Here is a 19,375-nt window from a genome sequence, read left to right on the forward strand (position 1 = left end):
CCGGGCGGCCATAAAGGCCGCCCCTACTGAGCCGCGAATGCACAGGCCAATAGGTGCAAGAGAGGCCGCCCCGGGGCGGCGGCCCCTACGCAAAACGCCGGGAATCGAAAAAGGACGGCTGAACTGTCAGCCGTCCTTTTTTTCATATTTCTTTAAAAGATCTTCAATTGCCTCATCCAGAAGCCGAGATTTTGGAACACGGGTCTTTTTGGAGAGCGCATTCAATGGCTCAACCAATTTGTTGTCAAGAGAAGATATAAACTTCTTACGATTTACCAAAACAGATTCAGCCATTTAAATACCTCCTATATAGGTACTATAACATTACCACTTTTTTTAAACAAGTGGGTTGCATATGGTGACCTAATGGTATATATTATGTAAGGAGGTGATTGCAATGGACGGGGAAAAGACCTGTGAAACCTGCCGACATTTTCGCCGGCACTATGTAAAAAGGGGGCGGAATTGGTACATACCCATCAAGCTGGGCCACTGCGGAGAACCCCGCATCCGGTACAAGCAGACGGATACGCCCGCCTGCCACCGCTACTCCGAGGCGCAGAAAAAGGGCGGCTGAATGTTCAGCCGCCCTTTTTTCAGGCGTTGTCCTTGGCCAGGGGGAGGGTCACGGTGAAGGTGGAGCCCTTGCCCACCGCGCTCTCCAGCGTCACGGTGCCGCCGTAGAGCTGGACGATGTGTTTGACGATGGCCAGCCCCAGGCCGGTGCCGCCGTTCTTGCGGGCGCGGCCCTTGTCCACCCGGTAGAAGCGCTCAAAGACGCGGCTCTGGGCCTCGGGGGGGATGCCGATGCCGGTGTCGGACACGGCGATGACGGCCTGCCCGTCCCGGACGGAGACGGCGGTGTGGACGGTGCCGCCGGGCTCATTGTACTTGATGCCGTTGCCCACCAGGTTGAGCAGCAGCTCCTTGAGCCGCCCCTGGGGAACGGCCACAGTAGCGGGACCGCCGTCTACGGAGAGGGTGACCTCCGCGGCCTTGGCGGTGGGGGTGAGGAAAGCGGCGGTGTCCCGGGCGATGGTGAGCACGTCGGAGCGCTCCTCGCTCTGGGGGATGGTGACCGACTCCAGCTCAGAGAGCTTGAGAATGTCGTTGATGAGGTCGATGAGCCGGTCCACCTCCACGCCGATCATGGTGATGAAGCGCTTCTGATCCTCGGGAGAGGCCACCATGCCGGAGGCCAGCATGTCGGTGAAGCCCTTGATGGAGGTGAGGGGGGTCTTGAGCTCGTGGGAGACGTTGGCGGTGAACTCGCTGCGGATGCCCTCGGCCTTTTTGAGCTCGGTGACATCGGAGATGAGGATGGACGTGCCCACGGCCTGCCCCTCATACTGGCGGCCGGAGACGGGGGAGACAAACAGGCGCAGGCTCTGGGCGTCCTCGGTGAGGGCATCCACGTCCAGCACCACGGAGGAGTGGCGGACGCGGGACTCCTGAATGGCCTCCCGCAGGCGGCGGCTGCGGGTGAGGAGCAGGGCGCCGTCGTCCTCCTCCCCCTCGGGGAAGCCGAACAGGGTGCGGGCCGCCCGGTTGATGGCCAGCACGTTCCCCGCCTCGTCCAGCAGGATCAGCCCCTCGTCCATGCAGTCCAGAATCAGGCCCACCTTGTCCCGCTCTGCGGTGATGGACTGGATATAGCCGCCCAGACGCTCCATCAGCTTGTCAATGTAGCGCAGGATGGGGCGCAGCTCGTCGTCGGCCTGGTAGTCCTCCAGCCCGGAGGCGCGGGTGCCGTCCAGCACGCTCTGGAGGGCGCTGCCCACGGCGCTGAGTGGGGCCATCACCCGGTTGGCGGTGCGGCGGGCCAGAATCAGGGCCAGCAGCAGTCCGGCCGCCGAGGCGATGAGGAAGCCCCATACGCCGTTCCACACCAGGCTGTCGATGGAGGACAGGGGCATGGAGGCCCGGCCCACCATGCCGTCGGCAAAGCGCTTGGACACGTAGAACATGGAGGTGCCCAGGGTTTCGGAGTGGCGCACCGCCTCGCCCCAGCCGGTGGCGGCGGCCTGCTCCACCTCGGGGCGGCTGTTGTGGTCCTCCAGCGTCTGGGGGTTGGCCTCGGTGTCGGCCAGAACGGTGCCGTCGGTATCGATGATGGTCAGCCGCTTGTCCGGCGCGGCGGCGTGGAACTGTTGGGCCAGGCCGTCGGGATCGGTGATGGCGCTCTGAGCGTCCATCAGCACCAGCAGCTCCTGAAGGGTGTTGCGGGCGGCGTCCATCTCCCGGCTGCGGAACAGGAGCACACCCACTAGGTTGGATATGAGCAGGGCGCACACCACGGTGATGAGTGTGGCGCCGATGATGCGTTTTTTCACTGGTCAGACCTCCCAATCGGGTGTTTCCTGCGGGGCCGCCTCGCAGTGTTTCCCCTGCCCCGCGGGTGAAAAGAAATCAGAACGTCCGAAGGCGAATTTACTGCATAGCCGTTGGCGGCTTTGCTGCCTTACGGATATGGCGTGCCCCTTGCGGGTACTTCGCCGGAGGACACAGTTGCCCACTCCGCCGCCGCCCCGCCGGGGCGGCGGCCGCGTATTCAGGGGGGATGCAATCCCCCTGGAGGCCGTCAGACCATTTTATATCCCACGCCCCGGACTGTGGTGATGATGTCCTCGCCCAGCTTTTGGCGCAGGGCCTTGACGTGCATATCCACGGTGCGGGTCTCGCCGGTGTAGTCGTAGTCCCAGACGGCCTGGAGAATCTCGTCCCGGGTGAGGGCCACGCCCCGGCGGGAAAACAGGAGCTTGAGCAGCTCAAACTCCTTGTAGGTCAGCTCCACCGGCTTTCCGGCCTTGTGTACCTCCCGGGCGGCGGGGTCCAGTTCCACGTCCCCCCAGGTGAGTACCCGGTCGCCCCGGCGCTCGGTGCGGCGGAGCACCGCCTTGACCCGGGCCTGGAGCTCCATGATGCCGAAGGGCTTCACCACATAGTCGTCGGCACCGTTTTCCAGGCCGGCCACCCGGTCCATCTCGGCGGAGCGGGCGGTGAGCATGATCACGGGTACGTCGGCGGTGTCCCGCCCCTCCCGCAGGCGGCGGAGAATCTCCAGCCCGTCCATGCCGGGGAGCATGATGTCCAGGATGTAAAGGGCGGGCAGGCCGAGGCCCTCCTCGCTGGCAAAGAGGGCCTCGCCGGACTCGTAGGCCCGGACGGCGTAGCCCACCGATTGAAAATAATAGCGGAGCATCTCACGGATACTCTCGTCGTCCTCCACGACCGCAATGGCCTTGGACATGGGGACACCTCCTTACCCGAGAATTTCGCCGGTCACACAGAAGATGGCCCACTGGGCGATGTTCACCGCGTGATCCGCGATGCGCTCCAGGTACTTGGCGATAATGATGAGGTCGATGGCCTGGTCGGCCTCGTCCCGGTTGCCCGCAATGAGCTCCACCAGCTCCCCCTTGATGGTGCGGAAGAGGGCGTCCACCTCGTCGTCCAGGGCAATGACAGCCTGGGCGGCCTCGGTGTCCCGGTTGACGTAGGCGAAGATGGAGCGCTTGACCATCACGCCGGCCTTCTGGCTCATGGTGCGGATGTCGGCCAGGGTGCGGGTCTGCTTCTGCTCCTTGAGCAGCAGGGAGATCTCGGCGATGTTGGCGCACTGGTCGCCGATGCGCTGTAGATCGGTGACCATTTTCATGGCCGCCGAGATGGTGCGCAGATCCCGGGCCACGGGCTGCTGCTGGAGGAGCAGGCGCAGGCAGCGGTTCTCAATGTCCCGCTCCATCTGGTCCATGCTGCGGGTCATCTCCACGGCGGACTTGGCCGCCGCGTCGTCGCCGGAGGCCAGGGACTCGGTGACCACGTCGATGGCGTCCTCTGCCGCCGCCGCCATGTCGATCATTTCATAGTTGAGCTCCTGGAGCTCCGCGTCAAAGGTCTTTCTCATGGGGCCTCCTTTTTAACCAAACCGCCCGGTGATGTAATCCTCGGTGCGCTTGTCCCTGGGCATGGAGAAGAGCTGGGTAGTGTCCCCAAACTCAATGAGCTGGCCCAGCAGGAAAAAGGCGCACTTGTCGGACACGCGGGTGGCCTGCTGCATATTGTGGGTGACGATAACAATGGTATAGTTCTGCTTCAGATCGGCAATCAGATCCTCGATTTTGGAGGTGGAGATGGGGTCCAGGGCGGAGGTAGCCTCATCCATCAGCAGGATGTCGGGCTCCACGGCCAGGGCGCGGGCGATGCACAGCCGCTGCTGCTGGCCGCCGGACAGGCCCAGGGCCGACTTCTTGAGGCGGTCCTTTACCTCGTCCCAGATGGCCGCGCCCTGAAGGGACTTCTCCACGATGTCGTCCAGCCTGCTCTTGCTCTTGATGCCGTGGGTGCGGGGACCGTAGGCCACGTTGTCATAGATGGACATGGGGAAGGGGTTGGGCTTCTGGAACACCATGCCGATCTGCTTGCGCAGCCAGGTTACGTCCACATTGGGGGCATAGATCTCCTGCCCCCGGTACTGCACCGAGCCGGTGATCTTGATGCCGGGCACCAGGTCGTTCATGCGGTCCAGTGTCTTGAGAAAGGTAGACTTGCCGCAGCCGGAGGGGCCGATGAGGGCGGTCACCTGCTTTTCGGGGATATCCATGCTCACGCCCTTCAGGGCCTGGGTGGGGCCGTACCAGAGGTCAAGGCCCTTGGCGGAGAGGATGATGTTTTCGTCCATGGTAAGGGCTCCTTATTTTTTCTTTAATGTTCTGCCCACCAGCTTGGCGCTGAGGTTGATGACCAGGGTGAGCAGCATCAGAATGGCCGCGATGGCAAAGGCAACGTCGAACTCAGCCCGCTCACGGGCGTACACATACAGGGCCACGGTGAGGGAGGCGCCGGAGGAGTGGATGAAGTTGCCCACCGAGCCGAAAAAGTTGTTCAGGCTCATGCCCATGCCCGCAGTAAAGAGCAGGGCGGCCGACTCGCCCACAATGCGGCCGATGGCCAGAATACAGCCCGTCACGATGCCGTCCACTGAGGAGGGGAGCACCACGGTGCGAATCATATGCCACTTGCCCGCGCCCAAGCCCAGGGCCGCCTCCCGGAAGGACTGAGGGACGGTCTTGAGGGACTCCTGGGTGGTGCGGATGATGGTTGGGATGGTGACGATCACCAGAGTCAGCGAGCCGGCCAGCAGGGAAGCCTGAAGCCCCAGAAGCTGGCAGAAAAAGAGCATGCCCACCAGGCCGAAGATGATGGAGGGGATGCCGGTGAGGGTCTCGGTGGCAAACTCGATGGCGGCCACCAGGCGGCGGTTGCGGGCGTACTCGGTGAGGTAGATGGCCGCGCCGACCCCCAGGGGCAGGGTGATGATCAGGGTGACCCCCACGAGATAGACTGTGTTGAGGATATTGGGCAGGATGCCGATGGTGTCCTTGATGAAGCTGGGCTGGGTGCTGAGGAACTGCCAGGTGACATGGGGCAGGCCCTTGAAGAAGATATAGCCGATGATGAAGAGCAGCAGGGCGCAGGTCAGGGCGGCGCAGAAGTAGAGGAGAAAGCGGAGAATCCGGTCATAGGCTCTGCGCCGGCCGGAAAGAGGCTTCATTTCCATATCAGTATATCACCCCTTCTTCCGCTTGAGAAGCGTATTGAGAACAATATTGATGAGCATGATGAAGAGAAAGAGAACCAGGGCGATGGAGAACAGGGCCTGCCGTTGCAGGCCGGAGGCGTAGGCCATCTCGCTGGACACGGCGGTGGTGAGGAAGCGGACGGACTGGAAGAGACCGGGCATGTTGGCCACATTGCCCGCCACCATGATGACCGCCATGGCTTCGCCGATGGCCCGGCCGATGCCCAGCACGATAGAGGCGGCGATGCCGCTGGAGGCGGCCGGGACGCTCACCCGGAACACGGTCTCGATATGGGTGGCGCCCAGGGCCAGCGAGGCCTCCTCGTACTCCTTGGGCACCGCCTTGAGGGCAGTCTCGGATACGGAGATGATGGAGGGCAGAATCATGACGGCCAGCACCAGAATGGCGCAGAACAGGCTGGCGCCGTCGGGCAGGTGGAAGGCCACCCGCACCGCAGGCACCAGAACCATCATGCCGATGAGACCGTACACCACGGAAGGGATGCCCGCCAGCAGATCCACTGCCGGGCGCACCAGGCTGGCCAGACGGGGAGGCGCTACCTTGGCCAGGAACACTGCGGTCATGAAGCCCACCGGTACGCCCAGGACAATGGCCCCGGCGGTGCCGTAGATGGAGGTAAGGATGAAGGGCAGTATGCCGAATTTGGGCTCGGCGGCGGTGGAGGCCCACTCAGTGCCGAAGAGGAAGTCCACCAGCCCGATCTCGCGGATGGCGGGCAGGCCGGACACGATCAGGTAGATACTGATGAAGAGGACAAAGACGACCGCGATCAGACCGCAGACAAAAAACAGGAGGTTCATAAAGACTTCCAGCGGTCGGAGCTTCTGTTTCATGACAAATAACCGGCCTTTCGTAATGGTGTAATCATGCCGAATGCCCCCTCGGGCTCGAGGGGGCGATCCGGAAGAGAGGGACGGATTACTCGGCTACCGGCACAGCGCCGGCGCCGGCGATCAGGTCGGAGGCATCGGCGGAGGTGGCGAAGTCCACGAACGCCTGGGCAGCCTCGGAGAGCGGGGTGCTGTCACTGACGATGAAGTTGAAGTTGCGCTGGATGGCGTAGCTGCCGTCCAGAACGGTCTCCTCCGTGGGTTCCACGCCGCCCACGGTGATGGCCTTCACGGTCTCGTCCACGGCGGACAGGGAGGCGTAACCGATGGCGTTGGGGTTGGAGGCCACGGCGGCGATCACCTCGCCGGTGGAGGTCAGCTCATTCTGGTACTTGCAGGCGTCCTTGGTGCCGGTGATGGACTCGAAGCCGTCGCGGGTGCCGGAGCCGGCCTCACGGCCCATGAAGACCACCTGGCCGTCCGTGCCGCCCACGTCGGCCCAGTTGGTGATCTCGCCGGTGGCGAGCTGGGCGATCTGCTCCACGCTGAGGTCGGCCACGGGGTTGTTGGGGTTGACGATGATGGCGATGCCGTCCTTGGCCACGGTGATGGCCTTGACGCCGGTTTCGTCATCCTTCAGGTCACGGGAGGCCAGGCCGATGTCGCAGGTGCCGTCCTGGGCGCCGGTGACGCCGGCGCTGGAACCGGAGCCGGTGTAGCTTACCGTGATGCCGGGCTGCACCTCCTTAAAGCCCTCGATCAGATAGCCCATCACGCTCTCCATAGAGGTGGAGCCGTTGGTGTTGACGGTGCCGCTCAGGGCTGCGGTGGATTCCTGCGAGGGGGTCTCGCTGCCGCCGGCGGCGGGAGTATTGGCGGGATCGTTATTGCCGCTGCCGCAGCCGGCCAGCAGGCCGACGCACAGGGCGGCGGAGAGCATCAGAGCAAGGGTTCTCTTTTTCATGACATTCATTCTCCAATCATGCATCGTTTTGGTTGCCTTCGGGAACGGTTATCAGTATACAGACGGATTGTAAAGTTGTCCTTCAACGGATTGTAAAGAGTGTGTAAAGCCGCTCTCCCTCATAGGATTCCCGGCTTTACAAAAATGGATACCAAAAAAGCGGCCGCCCGTCAGGCGGTCGCTTTGCGGCGGGGACATTTGATTCAGTTGAGGCCCAGCCACTGCTTGAGATCCCAGAGATCCCCGGCCACGTGGTCGCAGGGGATGCGTCTGGTCTGGAATTCCTCAAAGGTGGTGGTGCCGTTGAGCACCGCGCAGAAGTGAGTGCCAGCCCGCCGGGGGGCCTCCCCGTCGATGACGGTGTCGCCGCAGAACAGGACCTCGTGGGGTTCCAGCCCCAGGGCGGTGAGGGAGGCCAGGAGTCCCTCCGGGTCCGGCTTGGGGGCGCAAACCTGGTCGCCGCCCAGAATGGAGGACAGCAGGGGAGTAATGCCCCTGGCCTCCGCTACGTCACGGATGGTGGCGGTCTTCTTGGTGCTGACAATGCCGGTGGGAATACCACGGCGCTTCAGGGCGGTGAGCAGCTCCAGCGCACCGGGAAACAGCCGGGTGACGGACACATGCATGGGGCCGGCCTTCTCGGTGTAGAGCTGCCGGAACTCTGCCCGGCGGGCGGGGTCGGCCTCGCCGGAGAGAAAGGTGAACTCGTCCTCCAAAACCATGCCGATGGTGGGGCGGATGGCTTCCTCCGTGGGCTCGGGCAGGCCCATCCGCCCAAAGGCGTACCGGAACCCGGCCACAATGGCCTCGGTGCCGTCGGCCAGGGTGTAGTCGAAATCAAAAAAGACAGCTTTAAAGTTCATCGCTCAGAAGGCTCCTGACGTTTCATATTGCTTGCGGCCGGCGGTGCTGGGGATGTGCAGCTCGTCCCGGTACTTGGCCACGGTGCGGCGGGAGAGGGAGCAGCCCTGGGCGGTCATGAGCTCACAGAGCTTTTGGTCGGACAGGGGCTTTTTCTTGTCCTCCCCGGCGATAAGCTTCTTCAGCAGCGCCTTGGCCGCGTCGGGGGAGGCGGCCTCGTCGCCGGCGGCGGGGCCTAGGCTGCGGGAGAAAAAGTAGCTCAGGGGATAGACGCCCATGGAGCACTGGATATACTTCTCCTTCACCGCCCGGCTCACTGTGGACTCGTGGACGCCGATGCGCTCGGCCACGTCGGCCAGGGACAGGGGAACCAGGTGGCCGGGCCCCTTGCGGAAAAAGGACTCCTGGAATTCCAGAATACACTCAGCGCACGCCATGAGGGTGGAGCGGCGCTGCTCGATGGCCTTGACCATCCACTTGGCCTGGCGCACCTTGCCGGTCAGATAGTCCTTCACCTGGCTGTCGTCACTCTCCTTCATCAGGCGGGTGTAGTATCCGCTGATGTTGAGGGTGGGGAAGTAATAGTCATTGGTCAGCAGCTCGAAGTGGTCGGGGAAGCTGACCACGATGATGTCGGGGTTGATGTAGGTTAGATTCTCCCGGGCGGCGAAGCCGGTGCCGGGGCGGGGGTTGAGGGAGCGGATCACGTCGCAGGCGGCACGCACCTCCTCGGGACTGGCCTTCAGTTCCCGGGCAATGAGGCCGTAGCGGCTCTTGGACAGGGCGTCCAGGTGGCGCTCCACAATACGTACCGCCAGCTCGTTCACCGGCGTGCGGCGCACGAGCTGGAGCTTGAGGCACTCGGCCAGGTCCCGGGCCCCCACGCCGGCGGGCTCCAGGGACTGTACCACCTCCAGGGCCTGGGCCATGACCTCCGGCCCGCAGCCGTGGCCGGCAGCCAGGGCCTCCAGAGGCTCGTCCAGCCAGCCGTTCTGATTGAGACTCTCCACCAGGAACACCCCGGCGTCCATCACCTCTGGCTCCAGCTCCAGTACCCGGAGCTGGGAGAGGACATAATAGTAGAGGTTCTCGTCGTCGTCCTGTACGGTGCCGAAGTTGTTAAGGGGGCTGTCCTCCTCCTCGGTGTCCTGCTGGTGGTAGTAGCGGTTCTGCGGGTCGGTGGACTCCAGCCACTCCAGCTTGCGGCGGAGGACGGAGAACTCGTCCTGCTTGTCATAGGTCTCCTCCGGCTCCAGCACCGGGTTTTCCTGCACCGCCTCCTCGATGTATTCCAGAAGCTCCTGGGAGCCCATCTGTAGAATCTCCATGGACTGCATCATTTGGGGGGACAGGGTCTGCACCTGCTTCTGTGTGAGATTAAGTTCCAATGCCTCGGCCTCCCTTTGCGAAAAACGGCGATTTTCATTCGGGAGACAGTATACCACGGAACGGCCGGCCATTCAACCTTTCACCCACCCCGTGGGTGTAGAAAAATCAGGGCGGTCCCTCCGCCGCCGCGTTCAGAAAGGCCTCCGCGCCGTACCGCAGGCAGCGGCGCAGCCGGGCCTCCCCCCGCTTGATGGTGCGGGCTACGGTGGACTTGTCCACCCCCAGCTTTTCCCCGATCTGGCGGGTGTTGAGCTGCTCGGCGTAGTAGAGCAGCAGCACCTCCCGCTGGCGGGGAGTCACGTCCTCCCGCAGCGCCCGCACCAGGTTGCGTTTCACCCGGCTGAGCTGGGCGGAGTTATCGGCGGCCATGGCGCGGGCGTATACCGCCATGTCGGCGGCGTAGGCCCCGCCCCGCCTATAGCGTGTATTTGCCATTGCGGCAGTACCCCCTCTCGTAGTAGCGCTCACACAGGACGGCCAGCTCCCGGGCCTCCCGGCCCATGGCGCGCAGCAGCCGGATACGCCCCTCCAGCAGACGGCGTCCGTCCCCGTCCGCCCCTCTCAGCCGGTGCTCCAGGAGCAGCACCCGCTCCCGCAGGGCGGCGGCACTGGCGCGGTATTCGCCCGATAATTCCAGTAAGGTCATTTGTGTGTCTGTTCTCCTCCTCTTGTTGTGTGCGGCCGCGCTCCAGCTCGGCCAGGCAGGCGGGACAGAGTCCCCGCTCCCCGCTGTAGAGCTCTGAGCGGCACCGGGGGCACCAGCCCCGCGGCGGAACCCGCTGCACATCCCGCAGCGGATCCACCCATACCTCTGGCTGGATGGCGCATTCCTCCCAAAAAAATTTTGTAAAAAAATATACCACTTTCCCTTGACAAATCCCTCCGTGTCTGTTAAACTAACCTTCGCTGTGGACGAGCTGGTATGCTGGTGTAGCTCAGTTGGTAGAGCAGTTGATTTGTAATCAACCGGTCGGGGGTTCGAGTCCGTCCACCAGCTCCAACAAGTTCATACGGAGGAGTTCCCGAGTGGCCAAAGGGGGCAGACTGTAAATCTGTTGCGATTCGCTTCGGTGGTTCGAATCCACCCTCCTCCACCAATAAAACGTCCTGCCAGTAGGTGGGGCGTTTTATTTTTCTAAATCCCTTGCATCCCAATAGATGCGGGGGATTTTTCTATGCGCTGGCAGAGCGCCTGGAATGGCTATACAGCCAATTTCCTATTTTTTCTAATTATCCAAACTGACCCAAATAAATCAATTAAAAACTTAAATATTTGGGTCAGAATTTGGGTAGAAAAAAGAGGCCCTCCAGTACGGTGTCGGGGGCCTCCAAAGGCTTGATGCATCCTAATAGAAAGAGAGAAAGGATGAAACATCTTGCCTATTTCTTACTTTATCTTTAGGAGAAAAAAATACGCCCCAGAGGTCGGCACGTACTATAGCTACGATATCGTAGCTTATGGCCTGCTCCATCAAGGCCCCGTGCAGATCCTCCAGGACGTATCGACCGATGCGGAACTGGTCTTTCGCATGGTCATGGCATTCAACAGGTATAGCCTCTCACCGCTGCACCTAAAAGATGCCGTTCTGGATATGCTAGAGTAAGTCCTTGCCGGGTAGGAGCCACCAACTCCTACCCGGTTTTCTTATTATATCATACTTCCATAAGTATAAAAACGGTTACTTATAACAAATATATACTTATGGAATTATACAATACTTCCAGTAGTATAAGTATAATGACCATACCATGAAAAGGGGTGAGGTCATTGGCATACTCAGAGGCACAGAAGGAAGCGACCTCTCGCTATAACAAAAAGGTGTATGACAGAATTGACCTCATTGTACCGAAGGGAAAGCGACGGATAATTGCAGAATATGCAAAGGCTCAAGGGAAAAGTACAAATAGATTTATAAACGAGGCGATAGACAAAGCAATGGAGGAAGCTGGCACTTAGTATGCCAACTTGACTACATTATTCTTTCGGGCCTCCAAGTCCACATGAGTGTAGATTTGGGTAGTGGATAATTTGGCGTGACCCAACTGGTCCTGCACTGAGCGAATACTAGCTCCACCCTCCAACAAGGCTGTGGCGTAAGTGTGTCGGGCTTTGTGCGGAGAAAGCTGTTGCACCTGCTGATCCTTTGGTAGAGTGGCGTTAAGATCCCGAAGGACGGCGGCATAACGATGGGCGAATACAGGTGGCCTCAAGAATCCGCCGTCAGGCCCTGGGAGGACATACAGGCCGCTTTTGGGGATTGAGTTAACCACGTCGGTACCTGCGTCATTTAGGGCCACCACGCGTTCTCTCCGGCTCTTGGTAGTATCGACCAAGGCGTACTTTCGGCGACGCTTCACTTGGCCGGTCTTATCTGGCTGCATGAGAGCGTCTGGGTCGTCGTTCTCGACCTCGGCTACTACCCGGCGAATGGTGAGGGTGCCAGCTTGGAGATCAACATCGGACCACATGAGGCCGCAAAGCTCCTCGGTGCGCAGTCCGGTATAGAGGGCCAATTCCACATAAGCGCCCCATTTGTGAGAAGGAGCGTAAGTGAGAATGACACGTACTTCCTCTAGGGTATGTACCTTTGGGGGTTTCGCTGGGTCCCGGGTGAGGGATATATCTTCTGCTGGATTGGCCTTACACAGACGGTTTTTTCGTGCGGACTTGAAGATACCGTTGAGGCAGACCTTGATCTCATTTCGAGCTGAGTGGGATAAACTTGCAGCCTTTGCAAAGATCTGTTCAATGTGGACAGGCCGCACGGAATCCAGTTTCATACGCCCGATCTCTGGTAAAATAAATTTTTCGATATAATACTCATAGTTTTCGTATGTTTTGGGGGCGACACGCCCCTTTTTACTGACTTCAAGCCAAGTGCGGGTCCATTTTTCTACAGTCTTGACGCTCTCAACCGCTTCGCCGCCACTCTCTCTCAGCCAGTCCCTGTATTTCTTTTTGGCACCGCGGCCATCTTTATCTTTGGAGTAAAAGGAGAGGGGGGTGGTGCGACCTTCAACTTTGACGCGAAACTCCCAACGACCGTCTTTTCTTTGGCGCAGAGAGCCCTCTCCGTTCGGATTTTTTTCTTTCATGGGGGTATCCTCCTTCTATTGCAATTTTACGCCTGTTCAGGTACAATAAAAGGGCGCAAAGGTGCCTTGGTTTTGCGGCTGGGGCATTTTGCTTGGTACAGGATGTTGGTAGCATCCTGTATTGTATTCGCCTCCGGTGTTGGTAGCGCCGGGGGCGGTTTTTTATTGCGCCTTTTTCAGATCGGCCAGTTCCTTGCTCATGGAGCGGATAACCTGTTTCAAGAGAGCCACGTCGTCCTCTATGGCCTCTATTCTGGTCATGGGAGTTAACTTTGCCTGTACGCCTTGTAACCCCTCCGCCAGCAAGTCAAACTTCGGCATGACATCCGTGTCAAAATAGGCAATCATACGCTTTTCAGACGCCCGGATGGATGCGTCAATCATGGTCCGAATGGACTGTAAGTCTTTTTCGTCTAACATGCGTAAAACCTCCTGAAAGTCATTGGGTGACACTAGCGGTCATAATGTAATACTCCCGTCTTCATTGACGGTTTGCCCCAGATACCGAACTACACGTTCAGACTTTGGCTGCTTCGCAAGTTCGTTTTTTAACTTTGCTATGGAGACAGCATTATTTCCTCCCCAGGCAGCGGCATCTGCCAGAATCACAGTTTTTGGCTCATTTCCGTTGGAAGGCAAATAGCTTATCGCTAATGTTGTTTTGATTTTCTGCTTTCCGGTGGCGCTCATTCCTCCCAATAGCGCACCAACAGGGCCGAATAGAAGCCCACCAACTACGCCACGGCCCACAACAGACTGGTTTTGCAGTTCTGACGTTTTCACCTGATCCAGCGCCAGAATATCAGATGCGCTTATCTTATAGTGTTGTATGATCTCATCTGCGCCGAAGGTTTTCAACTTAATGCGATACAAGGAAAGAAATTCTCCTTCCAACAAGACTCGGAAAACAGAGTTTTGAGGTAAATCCCCAAGACCATCCAAGTAGTCAAATAAGTTTTTTGCAAGAATCTTCGCCATTTACACCGCCTCCTCTTTAGATCCATCTAGATGCAAGATTTCATGGCACCTATGACATCAGGTATATCCGGAAGTTTTTTGGTAGCGTTGTGATTTCTAAAACTATTTCCTGGCATCAAAAATACAATTCTGTCGCTAAGTTTCCATGCGTGTACCAGCAGACGGCTTTGCGCATGAAGTCCTCAGTCACACCAAAATATTCAGCCAAATCCCACAGATCTGTATGTCCATCAGCCACGGCTTGATCCAGATCATCAGCGGACAAGCGCAGTTCAATGGCTCGTTTATCAGCACGGTTCTCATGCTTTTTCCGAATATCGCAGGCGGCATACTCGTTATAGAACGACCCTGTATCACAATGTCCGATTTCGTGGAGCCCTTTTACTAACTCGTCGGCATCGGACAAGAGGGTAAAGGGGTCAATCGCAATAAAGCATTTGCAATCTGATACTCGCATAACAGATATACTTTCAAGCCCATCGCAGTCTAAATTGTACCAATAAACATCATACCCCTGCTGTTCGGCGTACTCATACAGTTCAACTACATTATTTATTTTTTTCGTTTTCTTGGGCAAACTTTGCGAACTGTTTAACGCGGTCGAGGACATCATCGTCTATCTCCCTTGTGCCCCACAAAGCAAATTTAATATCATCGTCGCTGACTTTGCGCTCGCCCTCTTGGGTGGGCGCTTTTTTTGTTTCTCCGCTTAAAATTTCTTCAATGGATTTTTTGAAATATAGAGACATTTTTTCAAGTGCATCTGCGCTAGGTTTCTCAGTTTTGGTTGCTTTCCATTTTGCTGCGAGTGAACGACTTAACCCCATTTCAGAACATGCCCTTCCAGGCTTAACGCCTTTTTCTTGGCACAACTCCTCAAATCTGTCATAAAACATAAAATGGGCCTCCTGTTTTTGTGCACAGCAACAAAAGATTACGAAGATAATCAAAAGCCCTTGAAGTGATTACGGAGGTGTGCTAATATAGGCTTATAAGTTGAACATCGTAATCGGCTTGCATAGCATTTTATGATTGGTTGGCACCATCATAATAACACAATAGATTACGAAGGTCAACGTATAATGTAGAACTAGGTAAACTTTCGTATCCTTGCCCAAAAAGCAGGGACAGGTTTTGGAGGTGGTCTAAATCTAGGGGACAGTATTAGAGAAACAACGAGGGAAGGGGGTGTATGAGTTGATAACAGTTCGTTTACTGATTTATCTAGTCATGTCATTAGCGTTTATGGTTGCTGCTTTGATAGCGTGTCACCTAATAAAAGAAGACCCGGAGAGCAATAAGTCATGGCTGATTGCCGCCCCGGCCTTGGTCCTAGCTGTTGTGTTGCTGGTTGTTATGTTCCACGATTTACTTTCGTAAATCCTTTTGCATAGCGTTGACTAAATCAGTAGACAGATCTTCGTGTTGGCGAACCTGTTCCATAAAATCCTCAGGCGGATTTAGTTTCAACACCGATATTTTTGTGATGCTGTCTCTGTATTCCTGTATTAACTCTTTGGTCTTTGGGGTTGCAAAGAGCAATGCGCGTGTATAGGCATCTGTAAATCTTGTGACTTGCTCTTGACTGGTTACATCGGAAAACTCACCTCCAGCACGCAGCAAATCATAATAGGCGGTAATCATTTCATGGAAAATCAGCTCGGTTTGTTTTGTGCTCTTAGCCCCTCGCTGAGTTATTACAGCTGAAATAACCGAGCAAATTGTAACTGCGATAATGGATACCACCGAAGCAATGATAGATACTTGAACAGACAAAATGCTAACTAATTCGTTTTCCATTTTTACGCCTCCTTACGAGGCTATTCTACCAAAACAGAAAGAAGGTGACAATGGTATGCCTGCAAAGTGGACTGCTGACCTGCTGGGCAGGATGCACCTGGCCGGAGTCACGGCCAAGCAGCTTGCCGCTGAGGTCGGCTGGAACCCAAAGTATCTCAGTGTTGTACTTAACGGACACAAGGAGCCAAAGGGCGCGGAGGAAAAGCTGAACGCCGCTCTTGGGAGACTTGTTTCTGGACAGATTCAAGATACCACAGAGCAAGTCCAATAAACCGGACAATAAAGCCCGCACCTGATGGGGCGGGAGGTGAAGGGGGTGAGGACGGTGGGAACATCTATGGGTTTTTCCCCGGCGGGGTTCAATCAGATTGTAATATTTTCTGATGAAAACGACTTCAAAGACATTGTGGCCGCCAATCCAGCGATGACGGCAATCATCGAGGATAGCGACCACAATATCTACATCGCAGGGGTTAAAGCGGGGGCCAGTTGACTGCGGGGTACAACGGAGTCCCATCCTTTTCCCATTCAAAGATGATAGACTCCGGGAAACCTTCTCCAGGAGGTGCACCGAGGTCTTTCCATCCGGCCTGCGTGTAGGCAAAGTTTACGGCTTCATATTCAAGAATATCGTGCGAGGTTAACTTGTACTCATAGCGAAAACCTTTGCGAGACATAATTTCACCCCCCTTCCGCGCCCAGTATACCACTGCAAGGAAGGGAGGACAACAAAAAGCGCCCCGGCCAGTGGTGTACCATCGACTGAGGCAGAAAGGAGGACGTTATGGAGAATTTGGAACCGCGATTTACGACCGAAGAGGTCGCAAATCGCTACGGAGTAAAGATCACAACAGTTCAGCGGTGGGTGAGGGAGGGGCGTTTGACCGCTCTAAACTTAGGCGGAAATCGGTATGGGCCTTATGTATATCGTCCCTCAGACCTAGAGGAATTTGAACGGAAGACAGTCAGGGAGGCGGTATCTATATGAAAAACCGTACCCGAAACGAGCGCCGCCGGACACGCCGGGAAGCTGTGAGCTCGGTAGTGTTTACCGCCTGCATCGTGGTAGCCTGCGGGCTGCCTAACTGGGTGGAGTGGCTACTATGAACCGCTATCTGATTACGAGCGTTGTGGCTCTGTTTCTCTTGCTGGCGCTGGTTGTACTAGTTGAAATCATCTGGAACCAGGAGCCGGAGCAGCCAGCCATTGAGCCCCCGGCAGCAACCACCACCCCGTCCCCCACGCCCACCGGCCCGCTCACCATCCAGATCACCGGCCTGGAGGGCGCGGAGAGCATCGACGATGTGTGGGCGGTCATCACTATCCCAGAGCAATAAAAGCGCCGCTCCCCGGTGTGCGAGACCGGAGGGCGGCAAGAGAAAGAACATCTGCCCTTATTATCAGGGAAAGGAGCTGATTTGTCAATGGGGATTACACAGGAAACGCGCCGCGAGGCGTATCAGGATATCCAGATGGCGGCCAGCAACCGCCGCAGACTGATCTACACCACCCTGCGGAAGCGGGGGCCAATGACGGCGGAGGAGCTGGCGGACACCCTCGGATTTTCGGATAAGAACTCTGTCCGGCCCCGCCTCACGGAGCTGAAGGCCCTGCGGCTGGTCGGCGTCATTGATAAGCGCAAGGCCAGAAGCGGAAAGAAAACCGCGGTCTGGGCCGCGCTGGAGGAGGGGAAGAAGGCATGATTTGCACAAACCCGTTATGTGACACGCAGGAGAAGGCTCCAACAGGCTATTGCGCCCGCTGTGGGGCTGACCTGTACTCTTATGATACTGGCTCTATCTGCACTAAGTGCCAGGAGGAAATCAAGGCCCCGGAAACGGTTGTGGAGTATGCGGAGGCATGGCCCAGGAAGTGGTTCAAGTTCATGTGGGATATCATCAATGAGGACTACATGAAGCCGGTGCTCCAGCAGTTTAAGGAATACTGCGAGGGCGGCGACGCGGATGGCCCCGACTTTGAAAGCTGGGCGGAAAGCTGATGGCAACACTGCTGTTTTTTGACCAGGGACACAAGTATACCCTGGACGGGGAGGAGCTGCCCAGCGTCACCACGATTACTCGATTTCTTTCCTACGATTACAAGTCCGCTTCCCCCTGGCTGGCGCAGGCGGCCGCCCGCCGCGGCTCCGATGTTCACACCGCCTGCGCCATGCTGGATTATGGAGAGGAGCCAGAGACGGATCCGGAGATTTCCGGGTATCTCAAGGCATATCTCCGATTCCTTATGGATTATCAGCCGGACTGGGAGGGAATTGAGACGCCCCTGTATGACCCAGGCATGCTCTTCGCAGGGACGCCAGATCGCTGGGGGCACATCAACGGCCGCCGCGTCCTGGTGGATATCAAGACCGGCGTCGTTCACCGCCACGCTGTATCCGCGCAGTTGGCCGGATATGAGCTTCTTATTGGCGGATTTGCCCCGGAAGAGACCTACGCCTTGAGACTGGACAAGTCTGGGGTGTACGAACTCATCCCTATCCGGGCGGACGCAGACCTGTTCCTGTGGTGCTTCAACATCCACCGCGCACTGAAGAGGAGGATATGATGAACGAACTTACGTTATATTCCTACGATGCCGTCCCTATGGCGGTCGAGCGAAAGCCCCGCACAGGGGATTATACCATCTCCGTCTTTGGCGGCCCCCCGTCCACACTCCGCCGAGGCGTGGATTTTGGCATGATCCGCCGGAAGGATGGCAGCGCACAGACCAAGCACCCAACTCTATTCAAGTCTGGCGCTGAAAAGGTGGCTGTGGCATACGGCCTGTGCCAAAGGTACCACCTGGAGAGCAAGGTTGAGGATCACAGCGAAGGCTTCTTCTTTTACTGCGTCCGATGCGATCTGGTAAAGATCGTAGACGGCCAGGAGTACACGATTACCTCCAGCTACGGCTCCGCCAATACAAGAGAGGGAAGGAATGGCCGCCAGTCCCCTTACGACGGAGCCAACAGCGCCCTTAAGATGGCTCAGAAGCGCGCTCTGGTGTCCGCAGCCCTGTCTCTTGGATGCATGTCGGACAGCTTCACACAGGACATTGAGAGTGACACGGAGGAGGCCGGCGTCTACTTCAACAGCCAGAACCCGGATGCGCCCATTACGGCGGCCCAGGTGAAGTTCTTTTACGCCGCCGCCGGCCGACATGGCCTGACCAAAGCTGATGCCAAGGCTCTCCTGAGGCGGCACGGCTGCGCCAGCGCAAAGGACATCCGAGGCAAGGATTTTGACGCAATCCTTGCCGACTTGGATGGAGGCGGGAACGGTGAGGTGGAGGGAAACAATGCTCAATAGAATCATTCTCATGGGCCGCCTGACCCGCGATCCCGAGCTGCGCCACACCCAGGCGGGAACCCCTGTGGCTTCCTTCTCCCTGGCGGTGGACCGGGACTTCAAGGACAAGGCCACCGGCGAGAAGGGCACCGATTTCATCGACATCGTGGCTTGGCGTCAGACCGCCGAATTTGTCTCCCGCTTCTTCACCAAGGGCCGCATGGCCGTGGTGGAGGGCCGTTTGCAGCTCCGGGACTGGACGGATAAGGACGGCAACAAGCGCCGCACCGCCGAAGTACTGGCCGAGCATGTCTACTTCGGCGACTCCAAGCGGGACGCGGAAGGCGGTGCGGAATCCGGCGGAGCCTATACACCGCCCCCGGCGGAGCCGGGTTCCGGTGGGGCGGAGTTTGCGGAGCTGACGGACGACGACGGGGAGCTGCCATTTTAACCGACAACGCTTTCGGGTGTATCGGACAGAAGAGCCAGGGCGAACAGGGATAGACGGCGGGGAACACCCCGTGCTGTATCCTGACGACCGCCCCCCCCTTCTGCCCCCCTTTCTCT

30 protein-coding genes and 2 tRNA genes are annotated in these 19,375 nt (G+C 58.0%); 14 read left to right on the top strand and 18 right to left on the bottom strand.

What is annotated here, in order from left to right; translation table 11 throughout:
- Positions 1-126 precede the first annotated feature (126 nt).
- Positions 127-294 carry a ribbon-helix-helix domain-containing protein gene (locus ACESY8_RS14545; protein ID WP_007490671.1) on the bottom strand — a complete coding sequence of 56 codons (168 nt, stop codon included), beginning with the start codon at positions 292-294 and terminating at the stop codon, positions 127-129.
- A gap of 103 nt (positions 295-397) precedes the next feature.
- Here ACESY8_RS14545 and ACESY8_RS14550 point away from each other — a divergent pair, with 103 nt between their 5' ends.
- Positions 398-577: a hypothetical protein gene (locus ACESY8_RS14550; RefSeq protein WP_007490673.1), complete on the top strand. Its 180-nt coding sequence runs from the start codon at positions 398-400 to the stop codon at positions 575-577.
- Between the two features lie 19 nt (positions 578-596).
- Here ACESY8_RS14550 and ACESY8_RS14555 read toward each other — a convergent pair whose 3' ends face one another.
- From ACESY8_RS14555 to ACESY8_RS14605, 11 genes are all read right to left on the bottom strand, one after another.
- Positions 597-2,333, bottom strand: coding sequence for a sensor histidine kinase (locus tag ACESY8_RS14555; protein WP_434307901.1), 1,737 nt, complete (start codon positions 2,331-2,333; stop codon positions 597-599).
- 248 nt (positions 2,334-2,581) lie between these two features.
- Complete coding sequence (locus ACESY8_RS14560) at positions 2,582-3,250, bottom strand: response regulator transcription factor (RefSeq protein ID WP_054339464.1); 669 nt, start codon at positions 3,248-3,250, stop codon at positions 2,582-2,584.
- A 12-nt stretch (positions 3,251-3,262) separates the two neighbouring features.
- Positions 3,263-3,907 (bottom strand): phosphate signaling complex protein PhoU, encoded by a 645-nt coding sequence (gene phoU / locus ACESY8_RS14565; protein ID WP_007490679.1) that lies wholly within the window; start codon positions 3,905-3,907, stop codon positions 3,263-3,265.
- Between the two features lie 12 nt (positions 3,908-3,919).
- Positions 3,920-4,681, bottom strand: a complete 762-nt coding sequence (gene pstB / locus ACESY8_RS14570; protein WP_007490681.1) for a phosphate ABC transporter ATP-binding protein PstB — start codon at positions 4,679-4,681, stop codon at positions 3,920-3,922.
- Positions 4,682-4,693: 12 nt separating this feature from the next.
- Complete coding sequence (pstA, locus tag ACESY8_RS14575) at positions 4,694-5,560, bottom strand: phosphate ABC transporter permease PstA (protein ID WP_007490683.1); 867 nt, start codon at positions 5,558-5,560, stop codon at positions 4,694-4,696.
- 9 nt (positions 5,561-5,569) lie between these two features.
- Positions 5,570-6,436, bottom strand: a complete 867-nt coding sequence (gene pstC, locus ACESY8_RS14580) for a phosphate ABC transporter permease subunit PstC (RefSeq protein WP_007490685.1) — start codon at positions 6,434-6,436, stop codon at positions 5,570-5,572.
- A gap of 85 nt (positions 6,437-6,521) precedes the next feature.
- The gene (locus ACESY8_RS14585; protein ID WP_172694948.1) at positions 6,522-7,397 is read right to left on the bottom strand and encodes a phosphate ABC transporter substrate-binding protein; all 876 of its coding nucleotides are present in this window, start codon (positions 7,395-7,397) and stop codon (positions 6,522-6,524) included.
- 203 nt (positions 7,398-7,600) lie between these two features.
- On the bottom strand, positions 7,601-8,260 hold the full coding sequence (locus ACESY8_RS14590) for an HAD family hydrolase (RefSeq protein ID WP_498794814.1): 660 nt from the start codon (positions 8,258-8,260) through the stop codon (positions 7,601-7,603).
- Between the two features lie 3 nt (positions 8,261-8,263).
- Positions 8,264-9,646, bottom strand: a complete 1,383-nt coding sequence (rpoN, locus tag ACESY8_RS14595) for an RNA polymerase factor sigma-54 (protein WP_054339467.1) — start codon at positions 9,644-9,646, stop codon at positions 8,264-8,266.
- Between the two features lie 106 nt (positions 9,647-9,752).
- On the bottom strand, positions 9,753-10,082 hold the full coding sequence (locus ACESY8_RS14600; protein ID WP_009259082.1) for a sigma-70 family RNA polymerase sigma factor: 330 nt from the start codon (positions 10,080-10,082) through the stop codon (positions 9,753-9,755).
- Positions 10,063-10,293 carry a hypothetical protein gene (locus ACESY8_RS14605; protein WP_007488205.1) on the bottom strand — a complete coding sequence of 77 codons (231 nt, stop codon included), beginning with the start codon at positions 10,291-10,293 and terminating at the stop codon, positions 10,063-10,065. Before ACESY8_RS14605 ends, ACESY8_RS14600 begins: the two co-directional genes overlap by 20 nt.
- A 278-nt stretch (positions 10,294-10,571) precedes the next feature.
- On the opposite strand from ACESY8_RS14605, the gene ACESY8_RS14610 reads away from it, so the two are divergent.
- The 3 genes from ACESY8_RS14610 (at position 10,572) to ACESY8_RS14620 (ending at position 11,251) form a co-directional block, all read left to right on the top strand.
- Positions 10,572-10,647 (top strand) — tRNA-Thr (locus ACESY8_RS14610).
- A 12-nt stretch (positions 10,648-10,659) separates the two neighbouring features.
- Positions 10,660-10,744 (top strand) — tRNA-Tyr (locus ACESY8_RS14615).
- 279 nt (positions 10,745-11,023) lie between these two features.
- A complete protein-coding gene (locus ACESY8_RS14620) occupies positions 11,024-11,251 on the top strand; it encodes a hypothetical protein (protein ID WP_065535309.1) in 228 nt (75 codons plus the stop codon).
- 349 nt (positions 11,252-11,600) lie between these two features.
- Here ACESY8_RS14620 and ACESY8_RS14625 read toward each other — a convergent pair whose 3' ends face one another.
- The 6 genes from ACESY8_RS14625 to ACESY8_RS14650 all read right to left on the bottom strand — a co-directional run bounded on the left by ACESY8_RS14625 (position 11,601) and on the right by ACESY8_RS14650 (position 15,521).
- Positions 11,601-12,743: a tyrosine-type recombinase/integrase gene (locus ACESY8_RS14625; RefSeq protein ID WP_498794815.1), complete on the bottom strand. Its 1,143-nt coding sequence runs from the start codon at positions 12,741-12,743 to the stop codon at positions 11,601-11,603.
- A 162-nt stretch (positions 12,744-12,905) separates the two neighbouring features.
- The gene (locus ACESY8_RS14630; RefSeq protein WP_498794816.1) at positions 12,906-13,163 is read right to left on the bottom strand and encodes a hypothetical protein; all 258 of its coding nucleotides are present in this window, start codon (positions 13,161-13,163) and stop codon (positions 12,906-12,908) included.
- 39 nt (positions 13,164-13,202) lie between these two features.
- Positions 13,203-13,721, bottom strand: coding sequence for a hypothetical protein (locus ACESY8_RS14635; RefSeq protein WP_065534224.1), 519 nt, complete (start codon positions 13,719-13,721; stop codon positions 13,203-13,205).
- A 115-nt stretch (positions 13,722-13,836) separates the two neighbouring features.
- On the bottom strand, positions 13,837-14,331 hold the full coding sequence (locus tag ACESY8_RS14640; RefSeq protein WP_498794817.1) for an ImmA/IrrE family metallo-endopeptidase: 495 nt from the start codon (positions 14,329-14,331) through the stop codon (positions 13,837-13,839).
- Entirely contained in the window at positions 14,270-14,617 is a 348-nt protein-coding gene (locus ACESY8_RS14645; protein WP_498794818.1) for a helix-turn-helix domain-containing protein, read from the bottom strand. Before ACESY8_RS14645 ends, ACESY8_RS14640 begins: the two co-directional genes overlap by 62 nt.
- A gap of 472 nt (positions 14,618-15,089) precedes the next feature.
- The gene (locus ACESY8_RS14650; protein ID WP_196058898.1) at positions 15,090-15,521 is read right to left on the bottom strand and encodes a hypothetical protein; all 432 of its coding nucleotides are present in this window, start codon (positions 15,519-15,521) and stop codon (positions 15,090-15,092) included.
- A 55-nt stretch (positions 15,522-15,576) separates the two neighbouring features.
- Between ACESY8_RS14650 and ACESY8_RS14655 the strand changes: the two genes are divergently transcribed.
- The 10 genes from ACESY8_RS14655 to ACESY8_RS14700 all read left to right on the top strand — a co-directional run bounded on the left by ACESY8_RS14655 (position 15,577) and on the right by ACESY8_RS14700 (position 19,259).
- On the top strand, positions 15,577-15,792 hold the full coding sequence (locus ACESY8_RS14655) for a hypothetical protein (protein ID WP_498794819.1): 216 nt from the start codon (positions 15,577-15,579) through the stop codon (positions 15,790-15,792).
- 54 nt (positions 15,793-15,846) lie between these two features.
- The gene (locus ACESY8_RS14660; protein ID WP_498794820.1) at positions 15,847-16,014 is read left to right on the top strand and encodes a hypothetical protein; all 168 of its coding nucleotides are present in this window, start codon (positions 15,847-15,849) and stop codon (positions 16,012-16,014) included.
- A gap of 291 nt (positions 16,015-16,305) precedes the next feature.
- Complete coding sequence (locus ACESY8_RS14665) at positions 16,306-16,509, top strand: helix-turn-helix domain-containing protein (RefSeq protein WP_084462028.1); 204 nt, start codon at positions 16,306-16,308, stop codon at positions 16,507-16,509.
- Positions 16,506-16,628: a hypothetical protein gene (locus ACESY8_RS14670; RefSeq protein WP_498794821.1), complete on the top strand. Its 123-nt coding sequence runs from the start codon at positions 16,506-16,508 to the stop codon at positions 16,626-16,628. The genes ACESY8_RS14665 and ACESY8_RS14670 overlap by 4 nt, the downstream gene beginning before the upstream one ends.
- The gene (locus ACESY8_RS14675; RefSeq protein WP_498794822.1) at positions 16,625-16,858 is read left to right on the top strand and encodes a hypothetical protein; all 234 of its coding nucleotides are present in this window, start codon (positions 16,625-16,627) and stop codon (positions 16,856-16,858) included. The genes ACESY8_RS14670 and ACESY8_RS14675 overlap by 4 nt, the downstream gene beginning before the upstream one ends.
- Before the next feature lie 87 nt (positions 16,859-16,945).
- The gene (locus tag ACESY8_RS14680; RefSeq protein WP_195384597.1) at positions 16,946-17,224 is read left to right on the top strand and encodes a replication-relaxation family protein; all 279 of its coding nucleotides are present in this window, start codon (positions 16,946-16,948) and stop codon (positions 17,222-17,224) included.
- Complete coding sequence (locus ACESY8_RS14685; protein ID WP_195384596.1) at positions 17,221-17,520, top strand: hypothetical protein; 300 nt, start codon at positions 17,221-17,223, stop codon at positions 17,518-17,520. The genes ACESY8_RS14680 and ACESY8_RS14685 overlap by 4 nt, the downstream gene beginning before the upstream one ends.
- Positions 17,520-18,086: a hypothetical protein gene (locus tag ACESY8_RS14690; protein WP_498794823.1), complete on the top strand. Its 567-nt coding sequence runs from the start codon at positions 17,520-17,522 to the stop codon at positions 18,084-18,086. Before ACESY8_RS14685 ends, ACESY8_RS14690 begins: the two co-directional genes overlap by 1 nt.
- A complete protein-coding gene (locus ACESY8_RS14695) occupies positions 18,086-18,829 on the top strand; it encodes a hypothetical protein (protein WP_498794824.1) in 744 nt (247 codons plus the stop codon). Before ACESY8_RS14690 ends, ACESY8_RS14695 begins: the two co-directional genes overlap by 1 nt.
- The gene (locus ACESY8_RS14700) at positions 18,819-19,259 is read left to right on the top strand and encodes a single-stranded DNA-binding protein (protein WP_498794825.1); all 441 of its coding nucleotides are present in this window, start codon (positions 18,819-18,821) and stop codon (positions 19,257-19,259) included. The genes ACESY8_RS14695 and ACESY8_RS14700 overlap by 11 nt, the downstream gene beginning before the upstream one ends.
- Positions 19,260-19,375 lie beyond the last annotated feature (116 nt).

This window comes from Clostridium sp. ATCC BAA-442 (genome assembly GCF_964239415.1).
GTDB classification, from domain to species: domain Bacteria; phylum Bacillota; class Clostridia; order Oscillospirales; family Oscillospiraceae; genus Flavonifractor; species Flavonifractor plautii.

What these genes read in the sequence shown, in the direction of transcription:
- ACESY8_RS14665 (WP_084462028.1), top strand. Translation starts at nt 16,306, where the DNA reads ATGGAGAATTTGGAACCGCGATTTACGACCGAAGAGGTCGCAAATCGC.
- ACESY8_RS14590 (WP_498794814.1), bottom strand. Translation starts at nt 8,260, where the DNA reads ATGAACTTTAAAGCTGTCTTTTTTGATTTCGACTACACCCTGGCCGAC.
- ACESY8_RS14635 (WP_065534224.1), bottom strand. Translation starts at nt 13,721, where the DNA reads ATGGCGAAGATTCTTGCAAAAAACTTATTTGACTACTTGGATGGTCTT.
- ACESY8_RS14645 (WP_498794818.1), bottom strand. Translation starts at nt 14,617, where the DNA reads ATGTTTTATGACAGATTTGAGGAGTTGTGCCAAGAAAAAGGCGTTAAG.
- ACESY8_RS14640 (WP_498794817.1), bottom strand. Translation starts at nt 14,331, where the DNA reads ATGTCCTCGACCGCGTTAAACAGTTCGCAAAGTTTGCCCAAGAAAACG.
- ACESY8_RS14650 (WP_196058898.1), bottom strand. Translation starts at nt 15,521, where the DNA reads ATGGAAAACGAATTAGTTAGCATTTTGTCTGTTCAAGTATCTATCATT.
- ACESY8_RS14550 (WP_007490673.1), top strand. Translation starts at nt 398, where the DNA reads ATGGACGGGGAAAAGACCTGTGAAACCTGCCGACATTTTCGCCGGCAC.
- ACESY8_RS14685 (WP_195384596.1), top strand. Translation starts at nt 17,221, where the DNA reads ATGATTTGCACAAACCCGTTATGTGACACGCAGGAGAAGGCTCCAACA.
- ACESY8_RS14680 (WP_195384597.1), top strand. Translation starts at nt 16,946, where the DNA reads ATGGGGATTACACAGGAAACGCGCCGCGAGGCGTATCAGGATATCCAG.
- ACESY8_RS14695 (WP_498794824.1), top strand. Translation starts at nt 18,086, where the DNA reads ATGAACGAACTTACGTTATATTCCTACGATGCCGTCCCTATGGCGGTC.
- ACESY8_RS14545 (WP_007490671.1), bottom strand. Translation starts at nt 294, where the DNA reads ATGGCTGAATCTGTTTTGGTAAATCGTAAGAAGTTTATATCTTCTCTT.
- ACESY8_RS14670 (WP_498794821.1), top strand. Translation starts at nt 16,506, where the DNA reads ATGAAAAACCGTACCCGAAACGAGCGCCGCCGGACACGCCGGGAAGCT.
- ACESY8_RS14560 (WP_054339464.1), bottom strand. Translation starts at nt 3,250, where the DNA reads ATGTCCAAGGCCATTGCGGTCGTGGAGGACGACGAGAGTATCCGTGAG.
- pstA (WP_007490683.1), bottom strand. Translation starts at nt 5,560, where the DNA reads ATGGAAATGAAGCCTCTTTCCGGCCGGCGCAGAGCCTATGACCGGATT.
- ACESY8_RS14625 (WP_498794815.1), bottom strand. Translation starts at nt 12,743, where the DNA reads ATGAAAGAAAAAAATCCGAACGGAGAGGGCTCTCTGCGCCAAAGAAAA.
- ACESY8_RS14585 (WP_172694948.1), bottom strand. Translation starts at nt 7,397, where the DNA reads ATGAAAAAGAGAACCCTTGCTCTGATGCTCTCCGCCGCCCTGTGCGTC.
- pstC (WP_007490685.1), bottom strand. Translation starts at nt 6,436, where the DNA reads ATGAAACAGAAGCTCCGACCGCTGGAAGTCTTTATGAACCTCCTGTTT.
- phoU (WP_007490679.1), bottom strand. Translation starts at nt 3,907, where the DNA reads ATGAGAAAGACCTTTGACGCGGAGCTCCAGGAGCTCAACTATGAAATG.
- pstB (WP_007490681.1), bottom strand. Translation starts at nt 4,681, where the DNA reads ATGGACGAAAACATCATCCTCTCCGCCAAGGGCCTTGACCTCTGGTAC.
- ACESY8_RS14605 (WP_007488205.1), bottom strand. Translation starts at nt 10,293, where the DNA reads ATGACCTTACTGGAATTATCGGGCGAATACCGCGCCAGTGCCGCCGCC.
- ACESY8_RS14630 (WP_498794816.1), bottom strand. Translation starts at nt 13,163, where the DNA reads ATGTTAGACGAAAAAGACTTACAGTCCATTCGGACCATGATTGACGCA.
- ACESY8_RS14655 (WP_498794819.1), top strand. Translation starts at nt 15,577, where the DNA reads ATGCCTGCAAAGTGGACTGCTGACCTGCTGGGCAGGATGCACCTGGCC.
- ACESY8_RS14600 (WP_009259082.1), bottom strand. Translation starts at nt 10,082, where the DNA reads ATGGCAAATACACGCTATAGGCGGGGCGGGGCCTACGCCGCCGACATG.
- ACESY8_RS14700 (WP_498794825.1), top strand. Translation starts at nt 18,819, where the DNA reads ATGCTCAATAGAATCATTCTCATGGGCCGCCTGACCCGCGATCCCGAG.
- ACESY8_RS14675 (WP_498794822.1), top strand. Translation starts at nt 16,625, where the DNA reads ATGAACCGCTATCTGATTACGAGCGTTGTGGCTCTGTTTCTCTTGCTG.
- ACESY8_RS14690 (WP_498794823.1), top strand. Translation starts at nt 17,520, where the DNA reads ATGGCAACACTGCTGTTTTTTGACCAGGGACACAAGTATACCCTGGAC.